Raw genomic sequence first — 16,644 nt, forward strand, 5'->3', positions numbered from 1 at the left:
ATTAATATTATTTTATTGTGATTGAGAAGGCTGTGTTTGTACAGGCAGTACGTCGCCTGTAGCACTTAAACCATATTTAGACCCTAAGGCTTGTAAAATTAAACGTGCATCAAAAGCATCTTGAGGTGCTGTTTTTTGATTTTTAAAAAAGGTGATGGTATAGGCTACTTGAACTGGCTCTAAACTGACCACCTGTGGCACATCATAAAAAGGATCAAAGAACATAGGGTGTCTACGATATCCATAACCATACGGGTAAGGATTGGAATAAACCACAGCTTGACGAGGTGGTTGTTGTGTGCGATTGCTTGGATCATCTTGGACTTTAAAAAAATGAAAGCCCTGTTTGACCGTTGTTTGTGCAGCTTTAAGTAAGGTTATTTCTTCAGCTGTCCCATAGCTCATATTGGATGAGCCTTGAAAACTAATGCGGTACGTCGATTGGTTCAAGGGAATAGTTGAGAATTGCCCAAGCTGATCAAATGTACGTGGTTTACTTGGCGTCGTGACACAACCAGACAGCAGGATCATGCCAGATAATCCCAAAATCATGCATAAGTTCTTCATTTCGCTCTCCTGAAGTCTGTTGTGTCAATATCAATTTAGAAGCTACTGTTTGGCTGTTTTAAGAATTCTATTTCCTCAGGCGTAGAGAGACGATTTAAAATTTCATTACGATGAGGATAGCGGCCGAAACGTTCAATGATGATTTGATGTTTCTTCTCAAAGTCTAAATTTACAGGGTTGCCTAATGCCTCAAACAAACGAAGCGCTTGAGTGTGAATGATTTTTGATTCGCTATGCATGAAAGGCATATATAAGAAGCTACGTTGTTCAGGTTCCAGTTCGAGATCTAAACCAAGACGAACCGCTTCTTGAGCTAGCCCAAGTGCTAATGGATCTTGGGCAAAAGATTCAGGTTTGCCACGATAAACATTACGAGAAAATTGATCCAAGACAATGATTTCTGCTAAGCGTCCTAAAGCAGTTTCCCGCCATGTCCATAGTTCGCCTGCGGCAGCTTGTTGGATGGTGTGACCAAATTGCGCTTGAATAAGTTGATCGAAAGCATCGCTTTTCGCAAACCAATGCGGTTGAGTTTCAGCACTGAACCAAAAATCTATAACGTTGTGATAATTCATATTCTTTACAGTTTGTTAGCATTTATTCTGCAATAAAATCACAAATTTCAGATGTCTTAAAGACTAAGATTGTGTTAAAAATTTGCCAAAATAAAAGGTTTATCCAACTGAAATGTATATGCAAACTGCATTTGCGAATATAAATCACGGTATACTTGATATAAATCAATAATTTTTTATCTCAGTCGTTCTTCTAGATAAGCGAGTAAGTAATGAGTCAACCCGAAGCGCTCTCTGAAACAATTTTACCAAATTGGGTGGATTCGACGGTGTTTAAAGGTATGTTACGAGGCATTGAGCGCGAAAGCCTAAGGATGCAAAGTGATGGCTTTATCTCCCAGAAAGATCATCCTAAGGGTTTAGGCTCTGCGTTAACTCATCCTCATATTACGACAGATTATTCTGAAGCCTTACTTGAGTTTATTACCCCTCCTCAATCTTCAATTTCTGAAGCATTAAGCTACTTAGAAGATATTCATGCTTTCACCCATCGACACCTAGAAGATGGTGAAAAGCTATGGCCAATGTCGATGCCATGTATGTTGGATGATGAAGAAGAAAGCATTCGTCTTGCGCAATATGGCTCATCCAATATCGGTAAATTCAAAACTTTATACCGCCGTGGTTTAGGTGTACGTTATGGTCGTCGTATGCAGACGATTTCAGGTGTACATTACAATGTTTCATTCCCTGATGCGTTGTTTGAGCAGTTGCAAGCAAACGAGCAAGATGAAGCTTTAAAACAGCTCAGTTTGCAGGATTATCGCAGCCATCGATATTTCGCTTTAATTCGAAATTTCATTCGTTTAACCCCATTGGTTATGTTCCTGATAGGTGCAAGCCCATCGGTCTGTCGTTGTTTTATGACGGGTCGTGAACATCATTTATTGCCTTTAATTAAGGGAACATTGTATTTGCCATATGCCACTGCATTGCGTATGGGGCGCTTTGGATATCAAAACTCGGCGCAGAAAGAGTTAGGTATTCATTACAATGATTTGAAAGGATATTTAGCAGGTTTACAAAAGGCGGTGAAAACGTCTTATGCTGCTTTCAGTCGTTTGGGATTAGATGACGAAGCGGGTGAGCCGATCCAAATTAATGATCACGTACTGCAAATTGAAAACGAGTACTACAGTCTTGTACGTCCTAAACAAGTACCACAGTCTGGTGAAACACCATCTGATGCATTAGCAAACCGTGGGGTAGGGTATGTTGAATTACGCGCAGTAGATGTGAATCCATACAGCCCAATTGGTATCAATGAAGATACTGCAGGCTTCCTTGAGGTATTAGCGCTTTATTGTTTATTAAAAGACAGTCCTGAACTGCTAGATGATGAACTTGAAGTGATTGAACAAAACCAGCAAGAAGTTGTGAATCGTGGGCGTGCACCAAATGCTGCCATTGTTGAAAATGGTCAATCAATTGAAATTGAGACATGGGCAAATCAATATCTCAAACAGATGCAGCCTTTAGCAGAAACGTTAGATCAAGCTCACTCGACCTCGTTGTATTCTGATGCAATGCAAATTATGCAATCACGAGTAGATGAAGTGGATGAAACCTTCTCTGCGAAAATAGTAGAAGATACAGTAAAACATAGTGGTACTTGGAGCTTAGGTAGTGTGCTCGCGCATCAACATGCTGATCATTATCAAAACTATGTGTTATCTCAGGATAAAGTCACCTATTTTGAACAACTCACAGTGCAATCACTTGAACAGCAACAACAGTTGGAAGCAGAGTCTAGTTTAAGCTTTACAGAATATCTAAAAGCATATCGATAAAAATATTGAGGAAAGTATATGCAGTGGCAAAATTATCGCATGATGAGTGGTCTGTTGTTTGTAGCCAGCGTGATTGGAATGGCCTTCGCGTTGTATCTCGAACATGTCCAAGGACTTGAGCCTTGTCCATTGTGTGTATTTCAACGGTTAGGTCTGATCGGATTGGGGCTGATTTCTTTTATTGCGTTTCTACACAATCCCGTCCGTAATGGTTTAAAACGAGTATATGCTTTCCTAGGGACATTATCGATTTTATGGTCAGCGGGTGTTGCTGCACGTCATGTATGGCTGCAGAGTTTACCTCCAGAAAAAGTGCCAAGTTGTGGGCCTGGCTTAGATTATTTGGTAGATGCTTTGCCGCTTAAAACTGTGCTTCAACAAGTGCTGTCAGGATCAGGCGAATGTGCGGTAGTAGACTGGACTTTCCTAGGTCAGTCTTTACCTGTGTGGTCTTTGGTATTTTTTAGTATTTTGTTGATCATCTCGATTTGGCAGTTATTCAGAAAGTATCCTGCTTAAAATAAAAAAGCCAACTGATCAGTTGGCTTTTTTATTGAAGATGGTCAGGTTTCTACGATTCCTTCCATGCTTTCTAATTTGATTAAATATTTACGGATTTGCTCTTCAGCTAATTCATCGTGATGTGGATAGAACCATTTAACGATTTGCTCAGCAACACTGGAATGGTATTGAATCTCCATATGATTGAGCCCGTAGAACACCGCTTTGTGTGATTCTGGCAATTTCAGTTGGAATCGCGGATTTGGATGCTCACCCAAAGCACTTTGCACACTCACTAAGTAATCGCCAATGACTTTAAGTGTACGATTTTTACGATTTTCAAACTCAATTGTTCCAGCTACTAAGAATGTATTGATATGTGAAGGCAGCGGTGCAGGTTTACGATTATCATCCATCATGCCAATACGAGCGTGATTGTGTTCCCAGTCGTCATCACGGACACTACCATGGCGTAAATCCAAAATACCATCACTGCGAATATTCACAATGTGGCTGGCTAACTTGATGACGGGAAAGTGTCCAATTTTTTCTTGAACGGCAAAGCCAATACGTTCTAGAACCGCACCATGATGTGGAGAACCTAAGCAGACCAAATTCTCTGCCATGTGAAACCATTGATGGAGATTTTGTTTACCATAAAACAAAGCACTTCTAGAAACCAAACCACCCATACTGTGACCGATTAAATCAAGGCTGGTGATACGTGGATTGCGCTTTACCAAGTCTTCAAGCATATTGGCCAACGAACGACCATTCGCTGAAATTCTGCGCCCAGTGTTGTAATGCAAATAAAGCATGGTGTTGTTGTCGCGTTGTGCAAGTAGTTTTTCACCAATACCGCCATAGTTGCGATTCGTCCAATCAAGATGATTCATGCACAGACCATGGCAAAAGATCACGACACGACCTGACAGGTCACCCTGTTGTAACTCTCCATAGTGATCATACAGATTACTGGTAATCGCCAACGGATTTTGATTTTTGAGTAAATAGTCGCCAATCACGCCATTAAGAGCACTGACCAAAAAAATCATTTTTGGCGTGAGGGGCTTATCATGGAGTTTCGGAAATTGATCAATGATTTTGCGCAGGGCTGGTGCGACCAAATAATTTCCGTAATTTAGAAGCGTGTCATATGAAAATTGATATAACTTTTGAACGTAGGTTTTCTTTTGAAATTCTTTTGATGTTTTTTTACTTAAACCAAATACGGTTAAGAGCACTTCACGTTGAAGTGATTGAATGAGATTTTGAACAGCAAGGTTAATTGGAGTGCTGACCAGTTGTGCCAAACCTTCAAGCACATCGGCCTGACTCGGAGGAGATCGATCCCATTTACAATAGGTTTCATGTAGTGGCGTTAAACTCGGCATCTAGTCTTATCCTGATAGTGCATGATCATCTAAAGACACTTTATTTTTAGCAATGATCACTGTATAAAATTCCTTGTATTTATCTTATGTTGTTCATCCCGAACAATTTTTAAGATAACTTTGATTTCAGATCGGCTCTAATTTTTTTGTCTGACAATATTTGTTATCGTACAAAAGAGAAACAAATATGTGATATGAATCACAATAAAAATTAGAACAATTTTGAGGAAAATGCAATTAATCAGTTCATGAATATTATCTATCTACATGGATTTCAAAGTAGTCCTTTTTCGATCAAAGGGCAACTGATTCGTCAGTATTTTGAAAGACATGAACATGTACAAGTGCATTTGCCTGATTTAAATATGCCGCCTGATCAGGTCATTGCTTCGATTTCGACACTCATCGAGTCTATGTCAAATGTCGTTTTGATTGGGAGCAGTTTAGGTGGATTTTATGCGACGCAGCTTGCCGCGAAACATGGAGTCGCAGCTGTACTGATTAATCCCGCTATGCAACCATGGAAATTATTTAGAAACTTGTTTTCAACGGCGCAGTTTCCTTATCCAGTCACTGCGAATTGGTCGTTAGATGAAGCTCAGCTTGATCAATTGGAGCATATGGTAGCTCCGTTTGTGCAAGATGCAGACAAAATCTTGGTCTTGTTACAACAAGGTGATGAAGTTTTGGATTATCGTGAAGCGGAACGTTATTATAATTGCGATGGTCATCAAGCGTTCCTCATTACAGAAACATATGGCAATCACGCGATGGATGATTTCGCGGATAAAATACCCTTGGTATATCAGTTTTTAGCTGACAGCTTAAAATAAGGAAACAATTCAACGTGTCTCAATATACGGCCCAATCCCTTGAAGTCTTATCTGGTTTAGATCCTGTACGCCGTCGTCCAGGCATGTATACCGATACCACACGTCCAAACCATTTGGCGCAAGAGGTTATTGATAATGCGGTCGATGAAGCATTGGCAGGACACGCAAATAAAATTACAGTGACTGTGTATAAAGATGGTTCATTGGCAGTAGAAGATAACGGGCGTGGTATGCCAGTTGATATTCATCCTGAATATGGTCAAAGCGGCATTGAAATTATTCTGACTAAACTGCATGCAGGTGGGAAATTCAGTACAGATAATTATCAATTCTCTGGTGGTTTGCACGGGGTTGGTATTTCTGTTGTAAATGCGCTTTCCACACGTGTGGAAGTCCAAGTTCAGCGCCAAGGTAATTTATACAAAATGGCCTTTGAGCAAGGTGAAGCAACGGCACCACTTGAAGTTCTGGAAGGTAAAGCACCCAAACGTGCATCGGGTACCTCAGTTCACTTTTGGCCTGAAGCGAAATATTTTGATTCACCTAAATTTGCATTGAAGGCACTTAAACACAATTTAAAAGCGAAGGCGGTATTAGCTGCTGGCTTACAAATCAATTATGTTGATGAAATTAACGACGAAAAGATCACGTGGCAGTTTGAAAAGGGTCTCGTCGATTATTTGATGGATGAGTTGGAAGATCGTGAAATCATCCCTATGCCTGCATTTGTCGCTACAGGTGACGCGGAACGTGCCAGTGCGGAGTTTGCGATTTGTTGGAATGTTGAAGGTGGAGAGAGCATTCAAGAATCTTATGTGAACTTGATTCCAACGGCGCAAGGTGGCACACATGTGAATGGTCTTCGTTCAGGTGTGACGGATGCGATCCGAGAGTTCTGTGAGTTACGTAATCTCTTACCACGTAATATGAAGCTTTCAGCGGAAGATGTTTGGGATGGCGTGAACTATATTCTGTCTTTGAAATTTCAAGAGCCACAATTTTCAGGTCAAACCAAAGAGCGTCTTTCAAGTCGTGAAGCCTCTGCGATTGTGCAGAACATCGCAAAAGATGCTTTTGCCTTATGGTTGAATCAAAACTCTGAAATTGCAATGCAATTGGCTGAAATGGCGATTTCAAAAGCGGGACGTCGTTTAAAAGCTGCAAAGAAAGTTGAGCGCAAAAAAATCGTTTCAGGTCCAACTTTACCAGGCAAATTATCTGATTGTGTGGGACATAGTTTGGAAGAGTCAGAACTATTTATTGTAGAAGGTGATTCTGCTGGAGGATCTGCCAAACAGGCGCGTGATAAGAATTTCCAAGCGATTATGCCGATCCGCGGAAAAATTTTAAACACTTGGGAAGTCTCTTCAGATGAAGTACTTGCTTCTCAAGAGGTGCATAATATTGCAATCGCAATAGGAGTCGATCCAGGTTCTGATGATTTGTCTGAACTCCGCTATGGCAAGATCTGTATTCTTGCCGATGCAGACTCAGATGGATTACATATTGCGACTTTGCTATGTGCATTATTTGTGAAGCACTTCCCAAGTCTAGTTGAAGCAGGGCACTTATTTGTTGCGATGCCACCTTTATTCCGTATTGATGACGGTAAAGATGTGCATTACGCGCTTGACGAAGCAGAATTAGAAGGCATATTGAAAAAAGCCAAAACTAAATCCCCACAAATCACACGATTTAAAGGTTTGGGTGAGATGAATGCAAGTCAGCTCCGTGAAACAACATTGGATCCCAATACTCGTCGTTTGGTGCAACTAGATTTGGATGATGTGCATTTTACTTCAGGTTTATTAGATAAATTATTAGCCAAGAAACGCGCAAGTGATCGTAAAGAATGGTTGGAACAAAAAGGCAACTTAGCTGAATTAGTCGTTTAATTTTCTGCAGACACGAGCATTAAAGCCCGCAGATGCGGGCTTTTTTATACTTCACAGAGTGAACAATTCACACCACGACAGTTGTGTAGCACTGAACTGCGTGCACTATTTTTATTGGTACCTGGACCGCCGACTAAAGGTCCTGCAAGTTGTTCTGCGCCTGACCCTGGACGCCATTTGGTCTTCATGTTGATTTGTTGTCTGCCAGTAATCATTGGTTTAGCTAAGGTGGGTTGTTGACAGTATTTACATTCGATAGTGTCAGTTGCAATCCTAGAAATAGGCACACGTTGTTCAAAAATTCCTTCGCAGTGCTCACAGCGGAAATCGTATAATGGCATGATCGTGCTCCTACTTATTTTTAAGCATGCGCATGTTTAAAAGTTAAAAAGGAGGTAGCTCGCATGCTTACTCAAGCTACCCCGTAAAATGGTGAAACCTGTAACAACAATAATGCGCTAATTAGCGTTTATGCCCCCAAAATTTATCGTCATTTAAAGCACCTTGCGGCAAGATATTTTGTTCAAAAATGGAGGTTGGGAGTGAGACGGTACATGCACAGTTTGGAATATCTACAATACCTCCGATACGACCCTCAACCGGTGCAGCGGTAAGTAACATGTAGGCTTGTGACCCAGTAAAGCCAAAATTTTCAAGATACTTAATGGCTTTTAGACATGCTTGGCGGTAAGCCACTGTCGCATCGAGATAGTGATTTACACCATCTTCAACACTGATCCCTTCGAAAGTCAGCCATTGATCATAATTTGGACGCACATTGCTTGGAACAAAGATAGGTGAATCAATATTGTATTTTTCCATCCCACCTTTAATTAAATCGAAACCGACACGTGTAACGCCATCCATTTCAATCGCACCACAGAAACCAATTTCACCATCACCTTGTGAGAAGTGGAGGTCGCCCATTGAGAAGCCAGCACCTTTTTGATAAACAGGGAAGTAAATACGGCTTCCTGCAGCAAGGTCTTTAATGTCTGTGTTACCCCCATGTTCACGTGGAGGAACTGTGCGTGCAGCTTCAGCCGCCATACGATCAAATTCGGGACCTTTTACACCACGCAGAACGGCTGTACGTGGATCAGGAGGGTTTGCTTGACCTTTAGGAACGAGCAATGCTTCACGGCGATTCCATTCTTTCAGTAAATCATGTGATGGTAGGGTTCCCATCAAGCCAGGATGTTTTAAACCTGCAATACGTACACCAGGGATATGACGTGAAGTTGCAAATAAACCTTTCAAATCCCAAATGGCTTTATCTGCCTCTGGGAAATAGTCCGCCAAGAAGCCACCACCATTTTCTTTGGCAAAAACACCCGAAAAACCCACATCAGAAATCGGTTGAATGTCTAGTAGATCAATGACCAACAAATCACCTGGTTCTGCACCTTCAACATAGAATGGCCCTGTTAAAGGATGAGCACGTGTTAAATCCACATTTTTAACATCAGAAATATCGTCAGTATCTTTAATTTGTGCGTCAAGGAAATCCAAACTTTCAATCAGAATTTCTTCACCAGGTTTTACTGATGTCAGAAAAGGTAAGTCTGGGTGCCAACGGTTGTGACCAATTTCGGCTTGCTCCGCAAGTGGAACTCCTGGTTTGATTTTGATATGTTGCATAATGTATCCCCTATATTGAGGTCAAATAAAGTTTAGGTCTCAGTGTTGTTGTGATGCTTCGTGTATCCGTAACGGATCAAGTGGTTTCACTGCTGGCTCAATCATCTGAATTTGAAGCTTCCTATTGTCGTAATAGATGATGAATTCACTAATGTGCTTGTTGTTTAGAAAAGCTTTCGCGAGTGCAGGTTCAACTAACACTTTAAAACGACGGCTTAAACCCCGAGCACCAAATCGAACATCATGTCCTGAACTCAGGAATCGAACGGCAGCATCGGTCAAAGCAATGGTTCGACTTTGCTTTTTTAGACGTTGGTTCATTTTGTCAATTTCGAGTTGGACTAAGGTTGCAGCAAAATCAGATTCAACTGGCTGATAATGTAAGATTCGCTCAATGCGATTTAGAAACTCAGGATCAAACTTTTTATCGAGTGCTTTTGTCGTGATTTCACTGTCATCTAATTTCAAATGCTTGGCTAATTTCTGGAGTGGTTTTGGTAATTGACTAAGTTGTTTCAGGCGCTTTTGAGCATCTTTGGCACCTACATTACTGGTCATAAAAATCATACAGTTTTTAAAGTCTAAAACCTTTGTACCCGCAGTTAATTTTAAAGTTCCTGTTTCAAGCACATTGAGTAGCCCTCGAATGACTTCAGTACTGGCTTTTTCAATTTCATCAAAGAGAACAATGCCAGGTTTGGAGAAACTCCCTTGAATCAGGGCTTCATCGAATAAAGTATTTCCTTCTTTAGAGCCGACATAGCCTGGTGGGGCACCTGTCAGGGCGGCTGCATAATGCTCTTGTGCCAATGTATTCATATCAATTCGGCAGAATGCATCAGCTTTACCGTGTATCGCTTCAGCAATGAGGCGGACTGTTTCAGTTTTTCCTACACCGGTAGGACCTAACATCAGTGTGACACTTAAAGGACGATGAGCTGCGTTAAAATCTGCTTTCACTGTGGTGAGCATATTTTCAATTTCATCAAGTGCGGCTTCTTGTCCAATAATATGTTCACGTAGATGGGTCATCACGGTATCTGGTTCAAAACTGAATCGGGAAGTACGTGCTATACATTCCTTGCTTTGCATGTCATAGCGTTGTTTTGCCAAACTTTCCTGATTGGCATGTATACGGTCACTGGCAAATGTCATGTTCGAAACCTCCTGAAATCAAGTCGGACGAAGCTTCTTTAAGAAGCTTCTTTCTCTAACCCTTCGTGAGGTAAGTTGCCAATTGGGCACTCTGCAACGCCAATGGTTGAACGTGTAAACTGCTCAACATTTTCCTGTGCTTTTTGTGCGTCTAAGACCCATGTCTTGTAGAAGTCGAATGGACAATCGGCAACCCCTTTATCACCATCACCATTGTTGTATACGCCTGTATAGCCACGGTGTAGCAGCTTGAACAAGTGGTTTTGTGATTGATCGTATTTACGTGCATCACGTATTTCTGTGAGTGATAACTGCGCGTATTGGATACCATTTTCTTCCGTACCACATTCACCTAATGTACGTCCGTCAAAGCCGACCACTGCTGAATGTCCAAAGTAGGTATACACCCCATCAAAACCAGTACAATTGGCAACAGCGACATAAACGTTATTTGCCCAAGCCATACATTTGGCCATATTGATTTGCTGTTCATCAGCCGGGTACATATAACCTTGGCATCGCACCACAAGTTCAGCACCTTTCATCGCACAGTCGCGCCAAATTTCAGGGTAATTGCCGTCGTCACAGATAATGAGTGACATCTTGATGCCTTTAGGGCCTTCTGTCACATAAGTCGTATCTCCAGGGCACCAGCCTTCAATTGGACACCATGGAATAATCTTGCGATATTTTTGAACGATTTCACCTTTATTATTGATGAGCACTAAGGTGTTATATGGCACTTTATGCGGGTGTTCTTCGTGCTGTTCCCCAGTAATTGAGAATACGCCCCAAACATTTGCTTCAATACAAGCTTGAGAGAAAATTGCCGTTTCATCACCTGGGATTGTGGCTGCCGTTGCCATCATTTCATCATGATCATACATAATGCCCATGGTGCTGTATTCAGGGAAAACAATGAGATCCATGCCTGGAATACCTTGTTTAATACCTTTCAACATTTCAGCAATTTTTTTTGCATTCTCAAGTACTTCTGCTTTGGTGTGCAAGCGTGGAATTTTATAGTTCACTACTGCTACACCTACTGTATTTGGACTACTTGAGATATCACCGTGACGCATTCAACTTACTCCCCATATCTTTAAAATTAAAATCTATATAAGGAGTTTCGCGTGAAATTGATCGATGCAAAATACGGTGAATTGCGTATATGAAGCGATATTTCAAATAAGTTTTTAGATCGAAATAACAATACCACTCCAACAAATGGTCAAAAAATCCCCCGAAAAAATCGAGGGAAATGCCAAATTAAGAGTTGATGAGATGAAGTGCTTTAAACTGAAAGATATGTACTAATGGTTGCTTCATCGACATTCGCTCTGACATCTTCATAAGCAAAACGGCCTTTATCGATGACCAAGAAGCGATCTGCCATCGCCATAGTAAAGCTCAGTACTTGCTCGGAGACCACGATAGTGAGGTCTCGTTGATCGCGAATTTCTTTTAGCGTTTTCGCGATATCTTTAATAATCGAGGGCTGGATTCCCTCGGTAGGTTCATCGAGCAGCAATACTTTGGGATTGGTGGCGAGTGCACGTGCAATTGCCAATTGTTGCTGTTGTCCACCAGATAAATTTCCCCCTTTGCGTTTACGCATATCCCAAAGTACAGGGAAAAGCTCATACAGATCGTCAGGTACTTTGCCATGGGCAGACGCAGGGAGACCTGTTTGAATATTCTCTAGAACAGACATGGTTGAGAAAATCATACGACCTTGAGGAACATAAGCAACACCATTTTCCACACGTTGATACGGGTCAAGCTTTTCTAAGTTTTTACCATCGAGCTTGATTTCGCCTTGAGTATTTTTAATATCACCGATAAGAGTTTTAAACAGTGTGGTTTTTCCCATCCCATTTCGACCCATAATCGCCACAATTTCTTTGGGTTGAATTTTAAGTTCTAGATCATGAATGACTTGGCTTTGTTTATAACCTGAACACAAAGAACTAATTTCTAATAATCCGCTCATAAGGCCTCCTTAGTGTCCGAGATAGACTTCAATGACTTTTGGATCACTTTGCACATCATCCATTTTTCCTGCTGCGAGGATTTTCCCTTGGTGCAATACTGTCACTTTATCTGCAATGGTTTTTACAAACTCCATATCGTGCTCAATCACGAGGACTGAGCGTCCTTTACTGATTTCACGAAGCAGTTGCGCTGTCTGTTCACGCTCAGAAACACTCATGCCTGCCACAGGTTCATCCAGCATTAACAACTCGGGGTCTTGCATAAGCAACATCCCTATTTCAAGCCATTGTTTTTGTCCATGAGACAATAAGCCTGCGGAGGTGTGTAATAAATCAGTGAGGAAAATTTTTGAAGCGACTTCTTGGATACGTTCTTCAACATCTTTGGTTCGCTTAAAGAACAAAGCCCCAAAAACATTACGACCACGTGGGAAAGACATTTCGAGGTTGTCATAGACTGAAAGGTTTTCGTAAATATTAGGATTTTGAAATTTACGACCGACACCTTTACGAACGATTTCGAACTCTTTGAGCTTAGTCAGTTCAATATCATTAAATTTGATCGTGCCAGAAGTTGCTTTAGTTTTACCGCAAATCAAATCCAACACTGTTGTTTTACCTGCACCATTAGGACCGATCACCACGTGAACTTCGTTTTTATCGAGATAGAAGTTGAGATCGCTGACGGCTTTAAAGCCGTCAAACGAGACTGTGAGATCTTCAATTACAAGTACAGGTTTTGCCATTTCTACGCCGACTTTACTCATTTCACACCTCCTTCTACTTCAATATTGCTATCTTTTTTGGACTCCGTGGGTTGATGGGGGGTAGGCGAAGCCGTTGTTTTTTTATCTTTGAATATCAGTGGGCGAACATATTTTTCATATAGGCCAGCTAAACCATTCGGTAAGAACATCACAACGCCTATGAACAATGCACCAAGGAAGTACAACCATACTTCAGGGAATGCTTCAGAGAAGTAAGTTTTACCAAGGTTAACTAAAACTGCACCATATACAGCTCCGATCAGTGATAAACGTCCGCCTACTGCAGCCAAGATCACCATTTCAATAGATGGGACGATGCCAATAATCGTTGGAGACATGAAGCCGACTTGTAGCGTAAACATTGCCCCACCGATGGAAGAAACGACTGCCGCAAAGCAGAAGATAAAGACTTTGTACATTGAAACGTCATAGCCAGAAAAACGTACACGTTCTTCTTTTTCACGCATTGCAGAAAGTAAGCGACCTAACTTTGAGCTGAGAACAAATCGACTGATCATGATGACTGCAATGAGTAGTAATGCATTGATGTAATACAAAACGTACTTTGCTTCATCCGTACGGATGTCCCAGCCATGTAATGTCTTGAGATCAGTAATACCGTTGATACCACCAGTAAAGCCTTGTTGACCAATAATCAAAATTGTCAAAATCGCAACAATCGCTTGCATGATGATAGAGAAATACACGTCTCCTACACGACGAGTAAACATTGCAAAACCAATAATAAAAGCCAATAAAATTGGAATAATTACAATCGCGAATAGGGTAAATGTGAAACTATGGAATGGTTCCCAGAACATTGGTAGGCTGGTAATTTGGTTCCAGTCCATAAAATCAGGAATACCGGGTGTGGTTTGAGCTGCTGTGGATTGCATGTCAGAAGCTTCGAGCTTGAGGAACATGGCCATACAGTAGCCACCGATCCCAAAGAAAATACCCTGACCTAAACTCAAAATGCCGCCGTAACCCCAGCACAGCACTAAACCAATCGCGACAAAAGCAAACGTAAGATATTTACCCATTAAATTGAGACGGAAAACATCTAAAAATATGGGCATTACAAATAGGATCAGTACTGCCAATATAGCCAGTCCAATCGCACCTTCTTTACCGCCTAACAAGGCATTCATTGGATTACTCATATCAATCTCTCCTGAATACCTATTTACGAACTTTGATTGAGAACAAACCTTGAGGACGTAACATCAAAATGATGATGACCGTCGCTAAGGTAATGACTTTGGCAACAGAGCCTGAAAGGAAGAACTCTAGGATTGACTGGGCTTGTGCAATACTGAAAGCCGAAGCGATAGTGCCTAATAGACTTGCAGCTCCACCAAACACCACAACCAAGAACGTGTCTACGATATAGAGAGAGCCTGCAGTTGGACCAGTTGAGCCAATTGTTGTAAACGCCGCACCAGCAATACCGGCCAAACCACAACCTAATGCGAATGTTAGACTGTCCACACGCTTTGTATTAATACCAACGGCACCACTCATGAAACGGTTTTGGTTTGTCGCACGAAGCTGTAAGCCCCAGCGAGAACGATAGATAAGGAAATAGACAAAAGCAGTCACGGTAAGTGTGACACCGACAAGGAATAATCCATTAATAGGAATATCAATCGTCTCTGTCGGTTGATAAGCGCCCATAAGCCAATCAGGTAGTGTTGGACTCACTTCTTTGGGACCAAATGTAGAGCGAAACACTTGTTGCATGATTAAGCTCAAGCCCCAAGTTGCAAGCAAAGTATCGAGTGGCCGCTGATAAAGCCGACTAATCATGAGCCGTTCGACCATATAGCCGATAATGCCTGCTGTCAGAAAAGCTGCCACAATCGCTACAATAAAATAATAAGGAAGTAATTGAGGAAAATAGCTTTCAGTCAGGGTTGAAATGACAAATGTGGTATACGCGCCTATTGTGAGGAATTCACCATGTGCCATATTGATGACACCCATTTGCCCAAAAATAATTGCAAGGCCCAGTGCCATTAACAACAGCACACAGAAAACAGAAAGACCATTAAAGCCTTGCATCGCAAATATTGCACCGAAGTCAGCTAAAGATAAATCCATCGCCTCATCCTCCAAGCTTTAAATAATAGGTTTGAAATGAAAAGATCAGGAGAGGGCTCTCCTGATCATGTGCTGTCGATTAGTAGCCTTTAGGGAATGGATTAGGCTTGATTAAACCTTTTGATTCGTAGACCACTTTGAATTGACCATTGGTTTGCACTTGTGCAATACGTGATTTGCTCCATAAATGATGATTGGCATCAATTTTCACGTAACCTTCAGGCGCATTTTTCATTTCGATGCCTGGAGAGGCTTTGGTAACTTTAGCAACATCAAAACTACCAGCTTTTTCAACTGCGGCTTTCCATAACCACGGACCAAGATAAGCGGCTTGAGTCACATCACCAATTACTGCTTTAGGACCGTATTTCGCTTTAAATGCTTTTACGAAAGCTGCGTTACTTGGATTATTTAGACTTTGGAAATATTTCATTGAAGAGTAGAAGCCCTTCATATTTTCGCCACCAATCCCCAGTAATTCATCTTCTGTCACAGAGAAGGTGAGCAGTGTTTGCTTATCGCCAGTCACGCCTGCAGCTTTCATTTGCTTATAGAAGGAAACGTTTGATCCACCCACCACGGCAGCGACAATTGCATCTGGTTTACGAAGTTTGGTTTTGTTAATTAAAGAACCAAATTGCGTATGTCCAAGCGGGTAGTATTCTTCACCGACGACTTTACCTTTCAACACTTTTTCAATGTGTGTACGGGCAATTTTCATGGTGGTACGTGGCCAAATATAGTCAGAACCGATTAAATAGAATGTTTTGGCTTTTTTCTCACGTGCAAGCCAATTCAGAGACTCAAGCACCTGTTGTGTAGCTTCTTGACCGGTATAAATCACATTTTTAGATTGTTCTAGACCTTCATAGAATGTTGGGTAATACAGAAGCGAATTATTTCGTTCAATAATAGGTAAGACGGCTTTACGAGAAGCTGAAGTCCAGCAACCAAAAATTGCTGCAACACGATCCTTTTCAGTTAATTTTCGGGCTTTCTCAGCGAAAGTTGGCCAGTCAGATGCACCATCTTCTTGAACAATTTTAATCTGACGACCTAATACACCACCTTGTTTGTTGATCTGCTCAATGGCTAAGCGTTCTGCTTGGATGGCTCCTGTTTCAGAGATTGCCATCGTTCCTGTCGCTGAATGAAGCTGACCGACATAGACGAATTTATCATTTACGTTAAGTTTGGTTGTATTTACTTTTGCTGTCGCTGGAGCACTCGCAGTGGTCAAGACAGGTGCCAGTAAAAAAGGAACAGCGAGTAGTCCTGCGAGTAAGCCAGATGTTTTAACTTTAGATTTTAAGGTCATTGGTGTTCCCCTGATGAAGTGGATAAGGCCATTGCGCGATTTATTGTTTGCGCTTGCTATGGACTTAAGCCTAAGGGGTGTTAAAAAATGAGCATATACGTCACTTTACGT

General features: G+C 41.4%; 16 protein-coding genes. 4 read left to right on the top strand and 12 right to left on the bottom strand.

Annotated features, from left to right (window positions below; all coding sequences use genetic code 11):
* Positions 1–12: 12 nt before the first annotated feature.
* A complete protein-coding gene (locus tag FTV17_RS11460; RefSeq protein WP_179999654.1) occupies positions 13–567 on the bottom strand; it encodes a hypothetical protein in 555 nt (184 codons plus the stop codon).
* Positions 568–602: 35 nt separating this feature from the next.
* On the bottom strand, positions 603–1,142 hold the full coding sequence (locus tag FTV17_RS11465; protein WP_179999657.1) for a DUF924 family protein: 540 nt from the start codon (positions 1,140–1,142) through the stop codon (positions 603–605).
* Between the two features lie 212 nt (positions 1,143–1,354).
* On the opposite strand from FTV17_RS11465, the gene gshA reads away from it, so the two are divergent.
* Positions 1,355–2,932 carry a glutamate--cysteine ligase gene (gene gshA / locus FTV17_RS11470; protein ID WP_179999660.1) on the top strand — a complete coding sequence of 526 codons (1,578 nt, stop codon included), beginning with the start codon at positions 1,355–1,357 and terminating at the stop codon, positions 2,930–2,932.
* A gap of 18 nt (positions 2,933–2,950) precedes the next feature.
* Complete coding sequence (locus FTV17_RS11475) at positions 2,951–3,451, top strand: disulfide bond formation protein B (protein WP_179999663.1); 501 nt, start codon at positions 2,951–2,953, stop codon at positions 3,449–3,451.
* Positions 3,452–3,495: 44 nt separating this feature from the next.
* On the opposite strand, the gene FTV17_RS11480 is transcribed toward FTV17_RS11475, so the two are convergent.
* A complete protein-coding gene (locus FTV17_RS11480) occupies positions 3,496–4,827 on the bottom strand; it encodes a hypothetical protein (protein WP_179999665.1) in 1,332 nt (443 codons plus the stop codon).
* 248 nt (positions 4,828–5,075) lie between these two features.
* On the opposite strand from FTV17_RS11480, the gene FTV17_RS11485 reads away from it, so the two are divergent.
* Both FTV17_RS11485 and parE read left to right on the top strand, forming a co-directional pair.
* The gene (locus FTV17_RS11485) at positions 5,076–5,660 is read left to right on the top strand and encodes a YqiA/YcfP family alpha/beta fold hydrolase (protein ID WP_179999668.1); all 585 of its coding nucleotides are present in this window, start codon (positions 5,076–5,078) and stop codon (positions 5,658–5,660) included.
* Positions 5,661–5,674: 14 nt separating this feature from the next.
* Positions 5,675–7,555, top strand: coding sequence for a DNA topoisomerase IV subunit B (gene parE, locus FTV17_RS11490; protein WP_179999670.1), 1,881 nt, complete (start codon positions 5,675–5,677; stop codon positions 7,553–7,555).
* Between the two features lie 44 nt (positions 7,556–7,599).
* Here parE and FTV17_RS11495 read toward each other — a convergent pair whose 3' ends face one another.
* The 9 genes from FTV17_RS11495 to urtA form a co-directional block, all read right to left on the bottom strand.
* The gene (locus tag FTV17_RS11495; protein WP_035264759.1) at positions 7,600–7,896 is read right to left on the bottom strand and encodes an FmdB family zinc ribbon protein; all 297 of its coding nucleotides are present in this window, start codon (positions 7,894–7,896) and stop codon (positions 7,600–7,602) included.
* 121 nt (positions 7,897–8,017) lie between these two features.
* Positions 8,018–9,196 (bottom strand): formamidase, encoded by a 1,179-nt coding sequence (gene fmdA, locus FTV17_RS11500; protein WP_092766540.1) that lies wholly within the window; start codon positions 9,194–9,196, stop codon positions 8,018–8,020.
* A 39-nt stretch (positions 9,197–9,235) separates the two neighbouring features.
* Positions 9,236–10,351: an AAA family ATPase gene (locus tag FTV17_RS11505; RefSeq protein WP_179999673.1), complete on the bottom strand. Its 1,116-nt coding sequence runs from the start codon at positions 10,349–10,351 to the stop codon at positions 9,236–9,238.
* A gap of 38 nt (positions 10,352–10,389) precedes the next feature.
* The gene (locus tag FTV17_RS11510) at positions 10,390–11,433 is read right to left on the bottom strand and encodes an aliphatic amidase (RefSeq protein WP_035264753.1); all 1,044 of its coding nucleotides are present in this window, start codon (positions 11,431–11,433) and stop codon (positions 10,390–10,392) included.
* Positions 11,434–11,645: 212 nt separating this feature from the next.
* The gene (gene urtE, locus FTV17_RS11515; RefSeq protein ID WP_179999676.1) at positions 11,646–12,344 is read right to left on the bottom strand and encodes an urea ABC transporter ATP-binding subunit UrtE; all 699 of its coding nucleotides are present in this window, start codon (positions 12,342–12,344) and stop codon (positions 11,646–11,648) included.
* Positions 12,345–12,353: 9 nt separating this feature from the next.
* Positions 12,354–13,112, bottom strand: coding sequence for an urea ABC transporter ATP-binding protein UrtD (urtD, locus tag FTV17_RS11520; RefSeq protein WP_092766538.1), 759 nt, complete (start codon positions 13,110–13,112; stop codon positions 12,354–12,356).
* Positions 13,109–14,275, bottom strand: a complete 1,167-nt coding sequence (urtC, locus tag FTV17_RS11525; RefSeq protein WP_179999678.1) for an urea ABC transporter permease subunit UrtC — start codon at positions 14,273–14,275, stop codon at positions 13,109–13,111. The genes urtD and urtC overlap by 4 nt, the downstream gene beginning before the upstream one ends.
* A gap of 19 nt (positions 14,276–14,294) precedes the next feature.
* Positions 14,295–15,215, bottom strand: a complete 921-nt coding sequence (urtB, locus tag FTV17_RS11530) for an urea ABC transporter permease subunit UrtB (RefSeq protein WP_179999681.1) — start codon at positions 15,213–15,215, stop codon at positions 14,295–14,297.
* A gap of 79 nt (positions 15,216–15,294) precedes the next feature.
* A complete protein-coding gene (gene urtA, locus FTV17_RS11535) occupies positions 15,295–16,533 on the bottom strand; it encodes an urea ABC transporter substrate-binding protein (RefSeq protein ID WP_179999684.1) in 1,239 nt (412 codons plus the stop codon).
* Positions 16,534–16,644 lie beyond the last annotated feature (111 nt).

This window comes from Acinetobacter sp. YH12239, assembly GCF_013417635.1.
In the GTDB taxonomy this organism is placed as follows: Bacteria; Pseudomonadota; Gammaproteobacteria; order Pseudomonadales; family Moraxellaceae; genus Acinetobacter.

Bases quoted from the DNA above. Each gene is read 5' to 3' on its own strand.
- FTV17_RS11460 (WP_179999654.1), bottom strand. From the start codon at position 567: ATGAAGAACTTATGCATGATTTTGGGATTATCTGGCATGATCCTGCTG.
- FTV17_RS11465 (WP_179999657.1), bottom strand. From the start codon at position 1,142: ATGAATTATCACAACGTTATAGATTTTTGGTTCAGTGCTGAAACTCAA.
- gshA (WP_179999660.1), top strand. From the start codon at position 1,355: ATGAGTCAACCCGAAGCGCTCTCTGAAACAATTTTACCAAATTGGGTG.
- FTV17_RS11475 (WP_179999663.1), top strand. From the start codon at position 2,951: ATGCAGTGGCAAAATTATCGCATGATGAGTGGTCTGTTGTTTGTAGCC.
- FTV17_RS11480 (WP_179999665.1), bottom strand. From the start codon at position 4,827: ATGCCGAGTTTAACGCCACTACATGAAACCTATTGTAAATGGGATCGA.
- FTV17_RS11485 (WP_179999668.1), top strand. From the start codon at position 5,076: ATGAATATTATCTATCTACATGGATTTCAAAGTAGTCCTTTTTCGATC.
- FTV17_RS11495 (WP_035264759.1), bottom strand. From the start codon at position 7,896: ATGCCATTATACGATTTCCGCTGTGAGCACTGCGAAGGAATTTTTGAA.
- fmdA (WP_092766540.1), bottom strand. From the start codon at position 9,196: ATGCAACATATCAAAATCAAACCAGGAGTTCCACTTGCGGAGCAAGCC.
- FTV17_RS11505 (WP_179999673.1), bottom strand. From the start codon at position 10,351: ATGACATTTGCCAGTGACCGTATACATGCCAATCAGGAAAGTTTGGCA.
- FTV17_RS11510 (WP_035264753.1), bottom strand. From the start codon at position 11,433: ATGCGTCACGGTGATATCTCAAGTAGTCCAAATACAGTAGGTGTAGCA.
- urtE (WP_179999676.1), bottom strand. From the start codon at position 12,344: ATGAGCGGATTATTAGAAATTAGTTCTTTGTGTTCAGGTTATAAACAA.
- urtD (WP_092766538.1), bottom strand. From the start codon at position 13,112: ATGAGTAAAGTCGGCGTAGAAATGGCAAAACCTGTACTTGTAATTGAA.
- urtC (WP_179999678.1), bottom strand. From the start codon at position 14,275: ATGAGTAATCCAATGAATGCCTTGTTAGGCGGTAAAGAAGGTGCGATT.
- urtB (WP_179999681.1), bottom strand. From the start codon at position 15,215: ATGGATTTATCTTTAGCTGACTTCGGTGCAATATTTGCGATGCAAGGC.
- urtA (WP_179999684.1), bottom strand. From the start codon at position 16,533: ATGACCTTAAAATCTAAAGTTAAAACATCTGGCTTACTCGCAGGACTA.